The sequence below is a fragment of the Legionella quateirensis genome (genome assembly GCF_001467955.1).
Classification (GTDB): domain Bacteria; phylum Pseudomonadota; class Gammaproteobacteria; order Legionellales; family Legionellaceae; genus Legionella; species Legionella quateirensis.
Genome location: NZ_LNYR01000042.1, coordinates 22,692 through 37,908 on the forward strand (window position 1 = coordinate 22,692; position 15,217 = coordinate 37,908).

Here is a 15,217-nt window from a genome sequence, read left to right on the forward strand (position 1 = left end):
GGGAGCTTTATTGGATTCCTGTTCTGGATTGCTTCACTTCGTTCGAAAGATGATATTTTATACTGAGTGGCAGATAATTATCCTACCTAGAATTATGAGAGCATACCTCAGCTAAGGATGACGAAAGTGCCTCGTTTATTAAAAACCGATGCAATCGATCAATGTTCTATTGATGATCTATGCATTACGGTTGTAAACGACTATCTGGTGAAGGATCATCATTCGCCTTTAATGGAGCATTAGTTATTAGGTAGTGTAAACTTCCATGGCGGCTTACCAAATCCCCTAATCGTCCTTCTTTCAGTGCTTTTATCTCTGCTTCATTTAATGGATCTGGTATAGGTTGATCGGGATCAAGAATTTGTTCCAGTTTTGATGCAGCGCTTATTTTGATTTCCCGATTTTTGGTATTGAAATGATCTGTCCCAAACAAACTATCCTGTATAAAATACAGTACAGATACAATCCCTAAAAAATTATAATGAAATTCCCATTCATTTTTTCTGATATTTTTATACTGCGCCAACTCTTGAATTAGGGTAGATGTCCTGGGTTTGACATGAGCACTCGGTTCCTGTTGTGTCAGTACAACAGATGGATGAGTATTGTTATACTTAATATTTTGTCCAGGTTTATTCAAGACAGCAAGAGTCGCTTTGCATGGGGAATAACCTTGGTTTGAAATGATCTGAAAAATCCGGGCGCATCTTTGTTCAAGACCCGCATAATCATGCGGTGTTCGGTGGTTTGCTGAGCTCAGGAAAACAGCGGCTGCTTGAAACAGAGTTAAGCTGGAGGCCAGTTTTCGAGCGTCAACAGCACCACCCATAAGCGTTTCAACGGGAGTCCTTTGTAATTTTTGTTCAACAAGTCTAACAAGTGCATCGTAGCGTTTAAAAAGTACTGGATCTCTTAAATAATCACAGGCTTCGTTAAAATCGGTAATACCATATAGTTTGGCTTGAGAGCTATATCCCAGAGATTGGTGTTGTGGAAAAATATACCAAATCCAATGGCTGATTTTTCTTCCCTTTTGAATTTCCGCATGGGCTTGGTCATAGCCTGTGTTTCCTTTTTGGGCTTCATGAAATCGTTTTAGGCTCATAGGTACTCTCTTGCGACAAACACAGTGGATGTATTATAAATGGACAGCGACATTTTGTCATATAAAGTATAGACTCGCTATGGATTTATATGTTCATTAACGGTGGGAGCACTATCTACCTGATGAGTATCTTCAGGTTGATTAGCCGAGTCAACATTTTTAGGACCAAAGAAAGTAAGCTGTTCATTGGGTTTGTGGGAGCTTATTTCCTCAGGTTCTTTTTCATTGCCGATGGTATTTTTCTGTTCCAATAATTCATGCATGTACTTGGCGTGACTTGAATTTTCTACTGAAACAGAATGATTCTTATCAAGAGTTTGCTCATGGGTATAGAGGGATTCTTCCAGAATGGTTACTTTTTGATGCTCTTCTTTTTTGGCTAAATAGCTTCGTTCCTGCTGCTGCGTTATTTTTTCAGCGATCCATTTTACTAAACCGACAACAGCCAGGCTTGCGCCAACTCCTGCCATAATTGGAACAAAAATTGGTGGGGCTAACAAGACTCCCAATCCCACAAGTAGCCCGATAATAGAAACAATAGTGGCGGCAGCTGATAATACGAAGGTGCTTAAGGATAAGCCAAGCTTGTCGGTAGCCATTTCATTTTCAAAATAAAGTTCATTGATTGGTTTGGTAAAATAGGCAATGTCTTCTTCGGTAGTTAAAATCGCTTTTTGAATTTTTTGGATTTCGTCAAGAATTTCACTGTGTCCTTCCAGTTTGGTTTCTTCAGTAATTAATGACAATTTTTCAGTCAGTTCGTGCAATTGTTCCTTATGAATTTTGTACAATTCTGAAAGCTGAGAAGCTGTGCTTTCTGGATTTTCACCAATGACTATTCCTTTTTTATTGAGAACTCCATTTATGAAACCCAGTTCATCTTCAATTTTTCTCTTTTTATCTTTGTTCAATCCATTTCTCGAAAGCGCATGTTCCAGCTCCACTGCGCGAACTTCTAATTGATCATTATATTTATCCTCTTCCGGATATCGGCGCTCTGCTATCAGGGTCATGAATTCGTTTCGTTCATTATAACGTTTTGATTTTTGGTATTTATCAATAACTCTGTTGGTAAAAAAATAACCCTCCATAAGAGTTAAGATAGATGAAATCACGGTTCCAAATATCAGAGTCGCTACACTACCTAGAAGAAACGCGGTAAGGGCGATACCACCAACCACAGCAAGGAGTAAGCCACTGAGCGCTTTTTGAGCAAGTGTTATTTTGGGATCAGCAATGAAAGAAATAGCTTGTGGAATTGCCGCAATGCCTTGAAAGATACTTCCTATTAGAGGTATCGATTGAAACGAGCTTAGAAATGAAGCAATCACATTAAATACATTACTGATTCCTGTGGTAATTATGGTCGCAAATCGGCTGCCTTCGTAAACTCGTTCCATAAAGGATTTTCTTTCTAAAAGCAGAGCAAGAATATTATTTTTTAATCTCTGCATTTTTTCTGATAACCTGGATTGTTTATTTAAATCTTTGGCCATAACAAAAATTCTTGTGTTAATGAATCAATAGTAAGCACTATTTTACTACATTATTAGCTTAAATGAACCTTTTTTTTCTATTTTTAAACAAATCGGTGGTCTTTATATAAAAATAGCACCAATTTAAGAATATTGTGTATTTTAAAAAAGAGCATCAATATGAGAATAAGACATCATTTAAGAATTCAGGATAAGGATAGCAACGCTTGTTTCATTTTATCTTTCGTATACTATGCATCCTATGTGGAATTACGCTGGGATTAACATCAATTATGGCTATGGACATTGTCACAATCGAGCAAGCAGAGCATTATCAGGTACTCAAATCTAAAGCCACAACGGTTCAATTCCCATTAAGTGAGGATGATGCCGAGTTGATCCAGGCCATGAAAAACAAATTAAAGGTTCTTGGTGGTGTTGGTTTGGCTGCTCCACAAGTGAATTATGCGAAGCAAATAATAGCCCTTTATATACCTGAGGAAGCTGGTCTTTTACGTGAGAACGTGCAGGTTTATCCAATGCATATTATGATTAACCCCTCTTATGAACCCACATCTGATATAACTGTATTATATGATTTTGAAGGGTGTTATTCAGTTTCCAGTAAAGCGGGTAAAGTACCGAGATACAAGCACATTAAATTGACTTATTTTGATGAAACGGGTCAACAACATCAACGGATTGAAAGTGATTTTTATGCTCGCGTTTTGCAACACGAAATCGATCATTTAAATGGAATTTTAATTATTGATCGTTTGACTCCTGATTGTGTGCAGGGCACTGTACAGGAAATGATGACCTTGCGGCGCGCTGAATTATCAGAAGAGAAGAAAAAAATATTTGATGAAGTGATGGCAAGAAAATTAAAAAAATAACGAGAACTTTTTTTCATCGTGACAGAGTACTAGAGGATAGAACCTTAAATCTGATGAGGTACGTTATTAATACGCTTAAAAAGGATAGTATATTCTTTATCCCATTGTTTTGAATGTTTTTGACTGGAAGACAGGGTTATTGATTTAACTTTTTTATTATCCAAAAAATGATTGTGGCTGTACAACAATCCAAATTCAGCTGTTTCCTCAATTAACGGTGAGATTAGGAAACCGGATTGTGCCATATTGGCAATAATACGGAACTGTCTTTTAGTGCCATTATTCAATTCAATAGTGACTTCAAGTTGATGTGGTTTAAAAAATACAGTCGCCAGTACTCCCCAAAGGGTTGGTTTAATAGTTATCTCTGCAAATATGGGTTGGTTGGACTCAGGTACTTGGACAATGTCCCCAAAAACATGCTGCTCCCTGTTCACCAGTTGGGGTGGTTCGGTGATGTGAGTAGTTCCATTCTTTTTTAGAATTAAAAAATCATTAATTAATTGAACGGGATGATAATTGTTCAACAGATCAGGCCAACTGGCGCCATCGTCAAGGGAGGGTATGCGTTCGTCTATTGCTTGTATTTTAAATATAATATTATCTGGACTGTGGGGATTTAACAGGTGATTTTTATTTTTTTCGGCCATGAGTGGAGTAAAAACAGAATAACTTTGAAATATGGGGCGCGGAGACCAGTTTGTTTCTGTGGCGAATAAATAACTTTGATCATAAGAATAAATGTCCGTAGTGCCTGCTAAAGCAGGAAAAGGAAATTGATTATGCAGATAGCTCATGCTGACTTGATAATTCTCCTTGACCCATTGGGGATCCTTAACCCGATTCTTCAGGCCATACCATGAAGCTGAATAGGTTGAGATAAAATTATTGAGCAGAGAAATTTTAGTATGTTGACCATCAATATAACTGGTTGTATATATTGAGAAAACAAGTGCGGGAATGACCCATTTTGAATGAAATAAAAAGGGGAGAAGCAGTGCTGCAATCAAAATAGATGTACCGGGAATAAATGAGTGACCAAAATGTCGAGTAAATCCGGCCTTAAATGAAAGAAAAAGAAAAATAATAAAAATACTGAAGTAAAAAATTCGGGTAAGGGCTGATGTTTGCTTTTGCCCTATAATAGCGAACAGAATGAGAACGGAAGAAATTAAATAAAGCGTTATTTCCTTATTATCTCCATCAACCGCCATCGCTTCAGTAAAACCTGAGGCCAGAAGAATTGAATTAATGACGTAAGATGGGAGATGGAGAATCGATTGGCCCGCGATAGTCCAGAACAAAATGACTGAAATCAGTGGGGAAAGAAGACAGATAGCAGACATATTTTTTTGTTGATGCAGGGCAAAAAATAGGGAACATAGAATAGAAACAACTCCGCTTATTACTAACAGTGAGCCTTTGATTAATGCTAATAAGCCAAGTGGAGCAAACAATAAGCTGAGTAAAAGATATTTGTTTTTATCTGAATAAGGGGTAATGGTATGAGAGCCCAGGTTTTTGAAGCAAACCAGACTTATTATTAATGGGTATGAGAAGAATAATGAATCCCTGGCATATATCATCCCGAAAATAAGAACAGCAAAAGCTAAACTCCATCGCCATTTAATGCCTTGCATCAGTAACATGATACTGAGCCAGAACGACAGTGCCAGATAGATACTTCCCCCCATCATCATCAGATCAGTGGATGGGTGATAAAATTTGGTGTATATCGAAGAATAAGGGCCCAGGGTAAAAATAATTTCCTTACCAAATGAAAGTCCCTGGGCGACAGCCTGGTTAAGTCCCAAGGCCCATGATGCATCAAGTCCAGGTGCCGGCATTTTGGGTGAGAAAGGAACGATGACCAGAAGCAGGATTATTAGTAAAGCGAGTTTGATAAACCAGTCCATGAGATAGTGAAGACTGGATAATTCAATGCCATCTTTTGTATTATTCGTTAAGAGCATCCTGAATTCCTGAATCCTTGCGGGACATGTACTACTTTGGAACCCATTATGAGTGATCCTGATTCATTTAAAGCGCCCCTGTTTCGACACGCTATAATACCTTATCTCTAGATTAAGTCATTCATTTTAATTATGATGAGTCCTATTTTGAACAGAATAAAGCCGTGATTTTAACGATCACGGCTTCAATCAATTGCCCTTAAATTAAGGGGTAATATACTTGAAATAATAAGAACAGTCCTATCAAGAGGAATACAACAGCGGCAATTTTCATTTTTATTGGATTATCCATGAAGGATTGCCTCATTTTATTTGCCGTATCAGGGCAGAACAAGCGAATTATACCACCGATTAAGACCAGCCAGCTAAAGACAGTAATCACTACAGGCCAACCCATGACCCATATATTATGGCTTGTAACCATCAGTAAACCTAAAATTAAAGTAATAATGGCTAATACGAAAAACAATCCACGTTGCCCCATAATTTCGGCCGCGTTTGCTTTTAACTGCTCGTATTGAAATAAAGAATAAAGGCTAACGATGACAAGATACCACCCAATCACTGTTGCCAAAAACAGGGTAGTCATGATAAATCTCCTAAACATCTTTCTTATTATAATTATAGTACTTTTACCAATAAATTATTGAATAACTCAATGTTTCTTTTTAATTTTATTCCGTTTCAATAAAAGTAAAATTCGAATGTAACTGGTGCTATAATGGCCACACGGTAATTTCTGGAACTACCCCGATGAACAGATATTTTATGACTGTTTTGTTCGGATTATTGATGTATCCGGTCACTGCTCTCTATGCAGAAGAACAAGCAACAAAAAGAATTGAACAATTCACCAATAATAAAGTTAAGGTATGGCAAACCATTATTTATCCTACCTCTACCAAAGTGCTTCCTATGCACAGACACGATCATGAACGCGTTCTTGTAGCACTGACTGATGGTGTATTAAAAATAACGAATAATAAGGGCGCAGTGCACTATCTGAACCTGAAAAAGAATAAAGCGTATTACCTTACCCAAGATGTACCCGGTGAGTTACATAACGATGAAAATATGAGTAATCATCCTATTAAAGTCATGGTGATTGAGTTAAATTAGATGGTTTATTTTGAGGCAAGAGGATGGATAGTCACTTCAGTCTCTTACAGGTTAGCTCCGCTTATCTGTGCTATCATTTGACATAGAGGTTACTCATTTTTCTGATTAATTATGGATACACAAAGAGGGTTGGCAGTTACAACGCAGTCACATGAAGTGATTGATTGTATTAATTCCTTTCATCAAAACATAGTAGGGTCTGGTCTTGATGCAGGATTAATTACTGATGCTGCAAAAAAACATCCTGAGAATGTGCTGATCCAAATCTATGCGGCAGTATATTATTTGTATGCACAGGAGGATGTGGCAAATACGATAGCCAAAACCTACCTGCAGGCAGCAGAACGCTATGTACCAGGCGCAAATATTCGTGAACAGTTATTATATAATGCAACGCTTAACTGGTCCGATTTAAAACATCATGAGGCGCTGAGCATATTAGAACAGGTGATGCAACTTTATCCTCGCGATACCTTGGCCATGAAATTGATGGAGTGGCTTTTTTACTGTACTGGTCAGGCATATCAGGCTGAATATTTTTTACGTGTATGCACTATGTGTGCTGCAGAGAATCAGGATGAGTCTCATTTTTTGGCGACTCATTCTTTTGCTCTGGAGCTATGCGGTCATTATGCAAGGGCCAGGGAAATGGCTGAAGCAGCAATCAATATGGAATTAATTACTCCATGGGCACATCATACTTTGGCTCATGTGGCATTATTGACTCAAGATTTGGATGGTGGGATTAAGCGTTTAAACAGTTTAAAAGACAGCTGGCAAACTGTTCATCCATTATCAAAAGGGCATAATACCTGGCATCTGGCCTTATTATATCTGGCTCAACGTAATGAGAACGATGTGCTCAAACTGTATCCGAGTATATCAGGTACTTTGCCCGATACAGTGCTCGAGCAAATAGATGCGGTATCCTTGTTATGGCGACTGGATATGGCAGGCTTGCCTCAAAATGAGCAATTAAATTCAATCGCGGAGCATTTGGGTAATCATCCTATAGAACATTATATTGGGTTTAACAATCTCCACTTTATCTATTGTCTTGTCCGAGCCGGGCAAAAAAAGCAGGCGGCTGAATCTTTGAAAAAAATGGAGCACTACGCTAGTTCAACTTCTGACTCTTTGTGGGCCAAGGTGATTTTACCTCTATGTCAAGGTATTTATTCCTTTGCAGAAGAGGACTACAACAAAGCTGATTCCCTTCTGACCCCAGTAATTGACAAAGCCTGGCAGTTAGGAGGCAGTGATGCTCAGGTGGATTTATTCGCGCAAACTTATCTTCAAACATTGCTGCATACAAAACAAATGAACAAAGCACAGCATTATTTTTCGCATCATCTATCTCATTATAAAAATACTCCTTTGGCTGATTTCTGGTTCATGTCCTGAAAGGGAGGGCATCTAAACCATTTAAAAATTTCTTTTGTTTCAAATTTAATTGTTCAGTTTTCATGTGACGTTTGGAATCAATTGATGAATTCCCAACACAATTTAAAATATTCCAAATTGTAATTATAAATGAGCTATAATAATAAAAAGTGCAAAATATGAACAGCTCATTATTCACTTTTTGCCTTTATAACGTCATTGTAATGTTAATGGTAGGTACATTGTTTTAAAAGGAAGTAATCAGGATGAAAGATCCTTATAACTGTCTGCTTGAACAAATGTTTGATGGTGTTTTTATTTATGATGATAGGGGAAATGTCAGGTATGCTAACTCTAATTTATGCAGCATGCTTGAGTATAGGGAAGATGAGATAAAAAAACTCAATATTAAAAATATTTTTCATGATTCAGAAGCAGAACAGATAGAGCTTAATCAACATAAATACACTAAAAATAATAATATAATTTATGAGTTTCATTTAGTACGTAAAAGTGGGAAGTATTTTCAGGCACATATAAAATTCTTAGTTGCCGATCATAATTCAATTATGGCTTTGGTCTCCGATCTTCGAGAATTAAACAAAACACAAAAAAAGTTAAGTCAAAGCGAAGCTCTTTTTCGACAGATGGCTGAATCCATAAATGATGTTTTTTTTCTTATAGAAAACAGCTCTGGGAATTATTTATATATAAGTCCCGCCTACGAACAGATTTGGGGACGATCTTTGTCTGAACTGTACACCACTTCCGATGCCTGGATTAAAGCAGTGCATCCTGACGATAAAGAACGCATCTATTTGAAGTATTTCAAACAGTTGGAGACCGGGTATTTTGATGATGTATTTAGAATAGTGCGTCCGGATGGTGAAACAAGATGGATTCATGCGCGAACGTTTCCTATTTTTAATGAATCCAATCAGTTGGTTCGTACTTCCGGCGTAGCGGAGGATATCAGCATCAGGCATGAAGCATTGGAACAATTGCGAGAAAGTGAGCGGCGATTTTCCCATATGTTGCATAATGTCGAGCTCATTTCGGTCATATTGAACCGTCAGGCTACCATTTTGGATTGTAATGATTTCTTATTAAAATTATCCGGTTGGACGTATGAGGAAATAATAGGCAAAAACTGGTTTGATTTGTTCATTCCCAAAGAACAAAACACGTCTATATTGGAAGTATTTAATAAATTACTTAAAAATGAAGAAATTGTATCTCATTATGAAAATGAAATTCTTACCAGGAATGGTGAACGTTTATTAATTCACTGGAATAATTCGTTGCTGATGTCTCCCTCGGGTGTGGTTATTGGTACAGCATCTATTGGAGAAGACATCACTGAACGCAAGAAAATTGAGATTGAGCGGAAAAATCATGCGCAAGAAATGTTACGAGGTATCAGCGAATTGGCTGTGGCTCTAACCATTGCTATGAAACAAAGTGATCCCTATACCGCTGAACATCAACGACGGGTTGCCTGTCTGTCCGCTGCGATAGCTCATGAATTAGGTCTATCCGAAGACCAGATCTACGGTCTTCGACTTGCTGCAGAAATGCATGATATTGGCAAAATGGGCATCCCGATTTCCATTCTTAATAAACCTGGCCAGTTAACTCCGCTTGAATTTGAACTGGTTAAAACACACAGTACTGTAGGTTATGAGATTTTAAAAAATGTACACTTCCCCTGGCCTATTGCAGAAATTATTTTACAGCATCATGAGCGATTGGATGGTAGTGGTTATCCTCGTGGATTGAAAGGAGATGAAATTCTTCTGGAAGCCAGAATTCTGGCTGTAGCGGATATAGTTGAGGCGGTTACATCTCATCGTCCCTATAGACCTGCCTTTGGGATTGAGGTTGCTTTTGAAAAATTACGAATGGGTCGAGGCATTCTTTTTTCTGAAGAAATAGTCGATGCCTGCATTAAAATTTTTAGTGAAAAACACTCAATTTATGACCTATAATCATGTATATTGAGTGCACTGTTTAATTAAAAAAACAACATGAATAAGAAACCATTTGATACACATGATTTTGAATCGGTAGAATTTCATAATCAACTTCATCCTCGTCTTAAAGTGGATCCAGTCTATTTTAAATCTGGATTTAGTCCAAAACCTTATGTATACGGCAGATCAATAGTACTCAGCAGCATTATGAAGGTTCTTGATAATTTGCCTTCTGAATATGGCCTCCTTGTCTGGGATGTTTATAGGTCAAGGGCAACTCAAGCTGCACTATTTGATTGGATGCGTGAAGAAATAAAGAAAAAAATGCCGCACTTAAGTGATGAAGAGAATTTTGCAGAAACTCGCAAGTTTGTGGCTCTTCCATCCGCATTGGGTGATGATTATTGTGCCCCACATTTGAGTGGAGGAGCAATAGACTTGACTTTGTTTGATGTGGGCTCCGGCCTTCCATTGGACATGGGAACCCCATTTGATGAGTGTTCTGACCGGGCGCACAGGGACTATTTTAATCGGCTGGAAGAGTTAACCCCTGAAGAAATAATAATCAGGGATAATCGAATGCTCCTTCGATTGGCAATGGAGGAGGTGGGGTTTACCTCGTATCAATATGAATGGTGGCATTATGATATGGGTAATTTCTTCTGGAGTCTTTGTTTAAATCAACCTGCCATCTTTGGACCTTTGTTTGGTGATAAAGAGTGGCCTGAATAATAAACAGAATCCGTTACTTTTTTATTTGATGGCTCTTGCAGAAATTTTACGCCCTTTTAATGTCCCATTTTTTAAATAGGCCAGTGCCTTATCTGCCTGACTGCGATGAATAGCGACGTATGAGTTAAATAGTGAAATATCAATTTTTCCTACTGTACTGCCATCCAGCCCGGCATCTTTTGTGAGTGCCCCTAAAATATCTCCAGGTCGGATTTTATCTTTTTTTCCAGAAGCGATACATAAGGTGATCATTTCAGGAGCGATTATAGATCCTTTACTGTTTAATAATTCAGTGGTGTTTCCCCACGTTAACGGATGGTGTAATTGATCTTCAATAGCACAAATACGTTGCGCATCTGCTGGAGTGGTAATACTTAGTGCCAGTCCTTTATTTCCTGCTCTTCCGGTTCTTCCTATACGATGAACATGTACATCATGATCAAAAGCCAGATCAAAATTAATTACAGCCGGCAGTTCTTTGATATCAAGACCACGGGCAGCAACATCTGTTGCAACTAAAAAAGAGCAACTTTGATTTGCAAAGCGCAGAACCGCCAGATCACGATCTACCTGTTCCATATCACCATTCAAGGCTACAGCACTAAAACCTTCCTGAATGAGCTGTTCGGTAACATCCGCGGTTTGTTGCTTGGTATTACAGAAAATCAAGGCAGATCCTGGCTTGTAATGCAACAGCATGGATTTTAATAAGGGGAATTTATTTGCTTGTTTACTCACTTCATAAAATCGTTGTTCAATATCAAATTCAGCGTGAGGTGTTTCAATCAGCACTGCTTGTGGATTTCGCATGAATTGTTTTGAGATTAATTTGATTTCCTCAGGGTATGTTGCTGAAAACAGCAGAGTTTGTCGATGTCCTGGGCAGGCTGAAATGATGGTTTTAATGTCATCCAGGAATCCCATATCAAGCATTCTATCTGCTTCGTCTAAAACCAATGTTTTTATCTTTGATAGATTTAGAGATTCTTTGTTTAAATGTTTTAAAATGCGACCAGGTGTACCTACAATAATATGAGCCCCATGCCTTAAGGAATCCAGTTGGGGTTTCATGGGGATCCCACCTGATAGATTAATGATTTTTACGTTGGGCATCATACAGGCAATTCTTCTTAAAGCCTGGCTGACTTGTTCTGCCAGCTCACGGGTTGGACACAGTATAAGTGCTTGTGCGCCAAAAAATTCAATTTTTAAATTATTGAGTAGGGCCAAACCAAAAGCAGCTGTTTTTCCACTGCCTGTTTTAGCCTGAGCAATGACGTCTTCATTGTTAAGCATGATGGGCAAAGTGTGCATCTGAATGGGGGTCATGACTTCATAATTCAGGGTCGCTATACTTTTGAGTAATTCTTCTCGTATAGGTAATTGAGAGAATGATTGCGGTAATTCGTTATCTTGATTCACTGATTGGTTTGATTTCATTGCGTCGCTTAGGCTTAAAAAATAGTAGGTAGGTTAACATGAATTAGTTCAAATTTAAATCAGTTTTATTGAAATATAAACCCGAATCGATGCCAATAGTTACCGTACATGAAAATAATCCTTCTTAAAGTTCATCTTGCGTACATAGATGATCAATACACCATGTAGCCCGTATCAGGCAAAGCCGTAAAACGGGCTGCTGAGGTTATTTTTTATTTAGGTTCATAGTAATAATTTTTGAATAATTCTTTAAAACCGATACGTTGATATAGGGATAATCCTGAACTTGAAGCTTCCAGATAACAGTGATTAATATTTAATTGATTCAATTGATTTAGTGCTGCATGGATTAGTTCGGTGGCATAACCTCTATTTTGATATTCCGGCATGGTTGCGACATCATCAATTCGCGCTGAATCTGCCGCTATTGAGATCGTCAAGGAACAGACGACTGTACTGTCTATAAATCCGGATAAATGATAAATTTTTGCGCCTTTCTGGGTCGCCTGCTTATGACGTTCTGTATAAATACCGGTTACTTCTGGTGTTGATTCAAAGCCATGTATTAAAGGAATACTCCAGGTATCCAGATCCCCATTGATTTCTTTAATTGTTAATAATGATTGATGAGAGGGGATTGGAATGGAGTTAAGTGAACGAACCATGGCAACGCCCTTATCACATAAACTCATTTTATGCTGTTCTAAAATCAGTTGTAGGTGATCTGAATAAAAATACTCTGGCAGTATTAATGCCCAGGGCAATTTGTGTTGCTTGTAAAATGAATGGCAATCCGTCAGATTCGCTGAAAAAGAGGCGTCGATTTGTTGTATCAGTGCAGGGTTTAAACCACTGGCTTGAACCTCTGTTGCAAAAAGAGTCAAATCAGTCAAGTGTACCTGATGACAACTGATTAAAGAGAAAAAATGACGTTCAACATGATGAAAATCATCAATAAGTTGACGCAGTTCGGGTTTTAAATTGGCAAGAACCTCAGATCTTGAACGTGTATCCTGTAGCATCTTAGTACAAGTCCTTAATGATAATAGACCTCTTGAAGAGTATGTCTTTTGTTTAATTACTGCGTTAGGCAAGGTTTTGCAGTGTTCATTTACGGATGTAAATTTCGTTCTTCAAAACTTTTTACTTTGCATTAAATCAAAATTCACAGGTGATGCAAGAGGTCTCATGTTTTTGTGTCTTAATTTTAGAGCCTAGCCAACTTCATCTTATAGTATCATAAACACTTTAGTTTTTTATTGGAAAGGAGTTGTTTTCGGCATTTCTGTAATCTGGAAATGAAGCATGCATATGAGCGATTTTCCATGTTCCATGTTCATCTGACAGCACTATGGAACCGCGTAATTGTTCGAATACATGTTCCGTACCATCAATCAATATATGGGCTTTACAAAGAGCGGCAGCCCAGAGTAAATCGTTATATCCGGGAATAAATGATACAATTTCTATTCTGCCTTGTTCCGATTGACTCCAATCACGCTCCAGTTGTTCCTGTATTTCCGTTAATCCAACTCGATACTCATCAATTCCAGAACCCCACATCGTTGCATTGTGAGTAAAGAGATCAAGTAACAGGGTTAAATCGCGTTTGTTATAGCCCAGACAAAATTGTTTTAAAAGGCGTGTTGCTGATTGAGGCTGATTTTTAAGGTGCATGGTTTCTCCTGCGTTATTATAATGCGGAGATTTTAGCGATTTGAGTTAAGAAGTATGTCCGGATTGATTACGGACAGTGAATTAAACTGGTGTTACCAACTACTCCTTTTGTCTCGATGCCTGTGCGTCACGTATTCGAGACGAGGTTAGTACATCTGCTCAAATCGAAGGGAGCCAGGGGCAATTCTTAACTTAATGATGCTGAGGATTTTATAGGTACCGAGAACGTTAAAACATAATCATGTGTTCCATTTCATGAAGGGTAGCGATCCCGGTTCTCAGTTTAACTCGTTGAAGATAGGTTTCTACAGTCCTTGGTGACAGCCCTAAGATGCGACCAATTTGCTTATGCGACCTGCCCTGAATCAATAATCTTAAACAGGCTAATTCCTGTACGGTAATATGGCTGGGTCCCGTCTTACCCATTACAGATAGGGTTCCTTGGGAAAGACATAAATTTTGATAATTAATATCCCTATAGGGTTCAGGTAATGCGATAGGGTTTTTATTCATTATCTCAATTAATTCTTTATTGGCTGTTTCAAAGTCAATTATAAAATGTTCAATGGATTTTAATTTATTGAGATAAAATGCCCCGGCATTTTCAGGATCAACAGGAGATGCTACTGCGATCATGTCGTAATAGTTTTTTGATCTTCTGACCAGAGTAATGCCATTGCGAATATTCAATTGTTCTCTGGCAAATTGAACAGGATTTTCAGGGAGTTCTTCATCCCACAGAAACCAAAATGATGAAGCAGATTGATGCTCATTTTCAAACGAGGAAAAAACTACTGGTTCATTATCTACGTGTTGGAACTGCTCAATAAGACCGGTATTATTGGTTAAGAGTCCTATAGAACCGTTATCATAACATCTTAAAAATTGGAAATAATTAAGCCCATTGCGTTTTAAGAAGTCAGCACTTAATTCGTGTATTTTTTCTTTAAGCGCTAAAGTCGGGTGGTCTGAATTGATTTTTATTCCCATTGGACTTGCATATACTCATGTACACAAAATGGGCACATTATATCATGCCTTCAAAATGTACTGGAAGTAGGGCGTGTTGACCATTCCGATTTCGAGGCCCCGCGACACGTTCTTGAACGATCTTAATTTTTTATATCACCCTCCGCACCCCATCTCCGTCACCCTCCGCACCCCATCTCCGTCACCCTCCGCACCCCATCTCCGTCACCCTCCGCGAAGGCGGAGGGTCCATTATTGATCTTTAAGGCGTTTCATTCCTGGACCCTCCGCCTTCGCGGAGGGCGACGGTGCATGCATAGGGTGACGGAGATGGGATGCATAGGGTGACGGAGATAGGAGGAGGGTGACGGAGATAGGAGGCGGAGGGTCACTGAAGGTCCGACCCGGACACATCGGTAACACAAATGACCGGACACATAGGTAACAGTTAACATTCATACAGACCAGAAAAAGG

13 protein-coding genes are annotated in these 15,217 nt (G+C 38.4%); 5 read left to right on the plus strand and 8 right to left on the minus strand.

The genetic code is table 11. The features are described from left to right. Nucleotides 1-184: 184 nt before the first annotated feature. Entirely contained in the window at nt 185-1,105 is a 921-nt protein-coding gene (locus Lqua_RS14650; protein WP_058475033.1) for a DUF1810 family protein, read from the minus strand. A 77-nt stretch (nt 1,106-1,182) separates the two neighbouring features. After that, nucleotides 1,183-2,601, minus strand: coding sequence for a T4SS effector SidA family protein (locus tag Lqua_RS14655; protein WP_058475034.1), 1,419 nt, complete (start codon nt 2,599-2,601; stop codon nt 1,183-1,185). Nucleotides 2,602-2,873: 272 nt separating this feature from the next. Between Lqua_RS14655 and def the strand changes: the two genes are divergently transcribed. Then, nucleotides 2,874-3,476 carry a peptide deformylase gene (def, locus tag Lqua_RS14660; protein ID WP_058475035.1) on the plus strand — a complete coding sequence of 201 codons (603 nt, stop codon included), beginning with the start codon at nt 2,874-2,876 and terminating at the stop codon, nt 3,474-3,476. Nucleotides 3,477-3,520: 44 nt separating this feature from the next. On the opposite strand, the gene Lqua_RS14665 is transcribed toward def, so the two are convergent. Continuing rightward, entirely contained in the window at nt 3,521-5,449 is a 1,929-nt protein-coding gene (locus Lqua_RS14665) for a hypothetical protein (RefSeq protein WP_058475036.1), read from the minus strand. 199 nt (nt 5,450-5,648) lie between these two features. Next, nucleotides 5,649-6,038, minus strand: a complete 390-nt coding sequence (locus Lqua_RS14670; protein WP_058475037.1) for a hypothetical protein — start codon at nt 6,036-6,038, stop codon at nt 5,649-5,651. A gap of 164 nt (nt 6,039-6,202) precedes the next feature. Between Lqua_RS14670 and Lqua_RS14675 the strand changes: the two genes are divergently transcribed. From Lqua_RS14675 to Lqua_RS14695, 4 genes are all read left to right on the plus strand, one after another. Beyond that, the gene (locus tag Lqua_RS14675; protein ID WP_058475038.1) at nt 6,203-6,568 is read left to right on the plus strand and encodes a cupin domain-containing protein; all 366 of its coding nucleotides are present in this window, start codon (nt 6,203-6,205) and stop codon (nt 6,566-6,568) included. Between the two features lie 111 nt (nt 6,569-6,679). Further along, complete coding sequence (locus Lqua_RS14680) at nt 6,680-7,972, plus strand: tetratricopeptide repeat protein (protein WP_058475039.1); 1,293 nt, start codon at nt 6,680-6,682, stop codon at nt 7,970-7,972. Between the two features lie 245 nt (nt 7,973-8,217). Beyond that, complete coding sequence (locus Lqua_RS14690) at nt 8,218-9,939, plus strand: PAS domain S-box protein (protein WP_058475041.1); 1,722 nt, start codon at nt 8,218-8,220, stop codon at nt 9,937-9,939. Nucleotides 9,940-9,978: 39 nt separating this feature from the next. Further along, nucleotides 9,979-10,656 (plus strand): M15 family metallopeptidase, encoded by a 678-nt coding sequence (locus Lqua_RS14695; RefSeq protein WP_058475042.1) that lies wholly within the window; start codon nt 9,979-9,981, stop codon nt 10,654-10,656. A 21-nt stretch (nt 10,657-10,677) separates the two neighbouring features. On the opposite strand, the gene dbpA is transcribed toward Lqua_RS14695, so the two are convergent. The 4 genes from dbpA to Lqua_RS14715 form a co-directional block, all read right to left on the minus strand. Further along, nucleotides 10,678-12,096 carry an ATP-dependent RNA helicase DbpA gene (dbpA, locus tag Lqua_RS14700; protein ID WP_058475043.1) on the minus strand — a complete coding sequence of 473 codons (1,419 nt, stop codon included), beginning with the start codon at nt 12,094-12,096 and terminating at the stop codon, nt 10,678-10,680. Nucleotides 12,097-12,308: 212 nt separating this feature from the next. Then, a complete protein-coding gene (locus Lqua_RS14705) occupies nt 12,309-13,118 on the minus strand; it encodes a GNAT family N-acetyltransferase (RefSeq protein ID WP_058475044.1) in 810 nt (269 codons plus the stop codon). A gap of 226 nt (nt 13,119-13,344) precedes the next feature. Continuing rightward, nucleotides 13,345-13,773: a nuclear transport factor 2 family protein gene (locus Lqua_RS17750; protein ID WP_065240189.1), complete on the minus strand. Its 429-nt coding sequence runs from the start codon at nt 13,771-13,773 to the stop codon at nt 13,345-13,347. Between the two features lie 228 nt (nt 13,774-14,001). Further along, nucleotides 14,002-14,763, minus strand: coding sequence for a helix-turn-helix transcriptional regulator (locus Lqua_RS14715; RefSeq protein WP_058475045.1), 762 nt, complete (start codon nt 14,761-14,763; stop codon nt 14,002-14,004). Nucleotides 14,764-15,217: the final 454 nt, after the last annotated feature.

Bases quoted from the DNA above. Each gene is read 5' to 3' on its own strand.
- Lqua_RS14650 (WP_058475033.1), bottom strand. From the start codon at position 1,105: ATGAGCCTAAAACGATTTCATGAAGCCCAAAAAGGAAACACAGGCTAT.
- Lqua_RS14655 (WP_058475034.1), bottom strand. From the start codon at position 2,601: ATGGCCAAAGATTTAAATAAACAATCCAGGTTATCAGAAAAAATGCAG.
- def (WP_058475035.1), top strand. From the start codon at position 2,874: ATGGCTATGGACATTGTCACAATCGAGCAAGCAGAGCATTATCAGGTA.
- Lqua_RS14665 (WP_058475036.1), bottom strand. From the start codon at position 5,449: ATGCTCTTAACGAATAATACAAAAGATGGCATTGAATTATCCAGTCTT.
- Lqua_RS14670 (WP_058475037.1), bottom strand. From the start codon at position 6,038: ATGACTACCCTGTTTTTGGCAACAGTGATTGGGTGGTATCTTGTCATC.
- Lqua_RS14675 (WP_058475038.1), top strand. From the start codon at position 6,203: ATGAACAGATATTTTATGACTGTTTTGTTCGGATTATTGATGTATCCG.
- Lqua_RS14680 (WP_058475039.1), top strand. From the start codon at position 6,680: ATGGATACACAAAGAGGGTTGGCAGTTACAACGCAGTCACATGAAGTG.
- Lqua_RS14690 (WP_058475041.1), top strand. From the start codon at position 8,218: ATGAAAGATCCTTATAACTGTCTGCTTGAACAAATGTTTGATGGTGTT.
- Lqua_RS14695 (WP_058475042.1), top strand. From the start codon at position 9,979: ATGAATAAGAAACCATTTGATACACATGATTTTGAATCGGTAGAATTT.
- dbpA (WP_058475043.1), bottom strand. From the start codon at position 12,096: ATGAAATCAAACCAATCAGTGAATCAAGATAACGAATTACCGCAATCA.
- Lqua_RS14705 (WP_058475044.1), bottom strand. From the start codon at position 13,118: ATGCTACAGGATACACGTTCAAGATCTGAGGTTCTTGCCAATTTAAAA.
- Lqua_RS17750 (WP_065240189.1), bottom strand. From the start codon at position 13,773: ATGCACCTTAAAAATCAGCCTCAATCAGCAACACGCCTTTTAAAACAA.
- Lqua_RS14715 (WP_058475045.1), bottom strand. From the start codon at position 14,763: ATGGGAATAAAAATCAATTCAGACCACCCGACTTTAGCGCTTAAAGAA.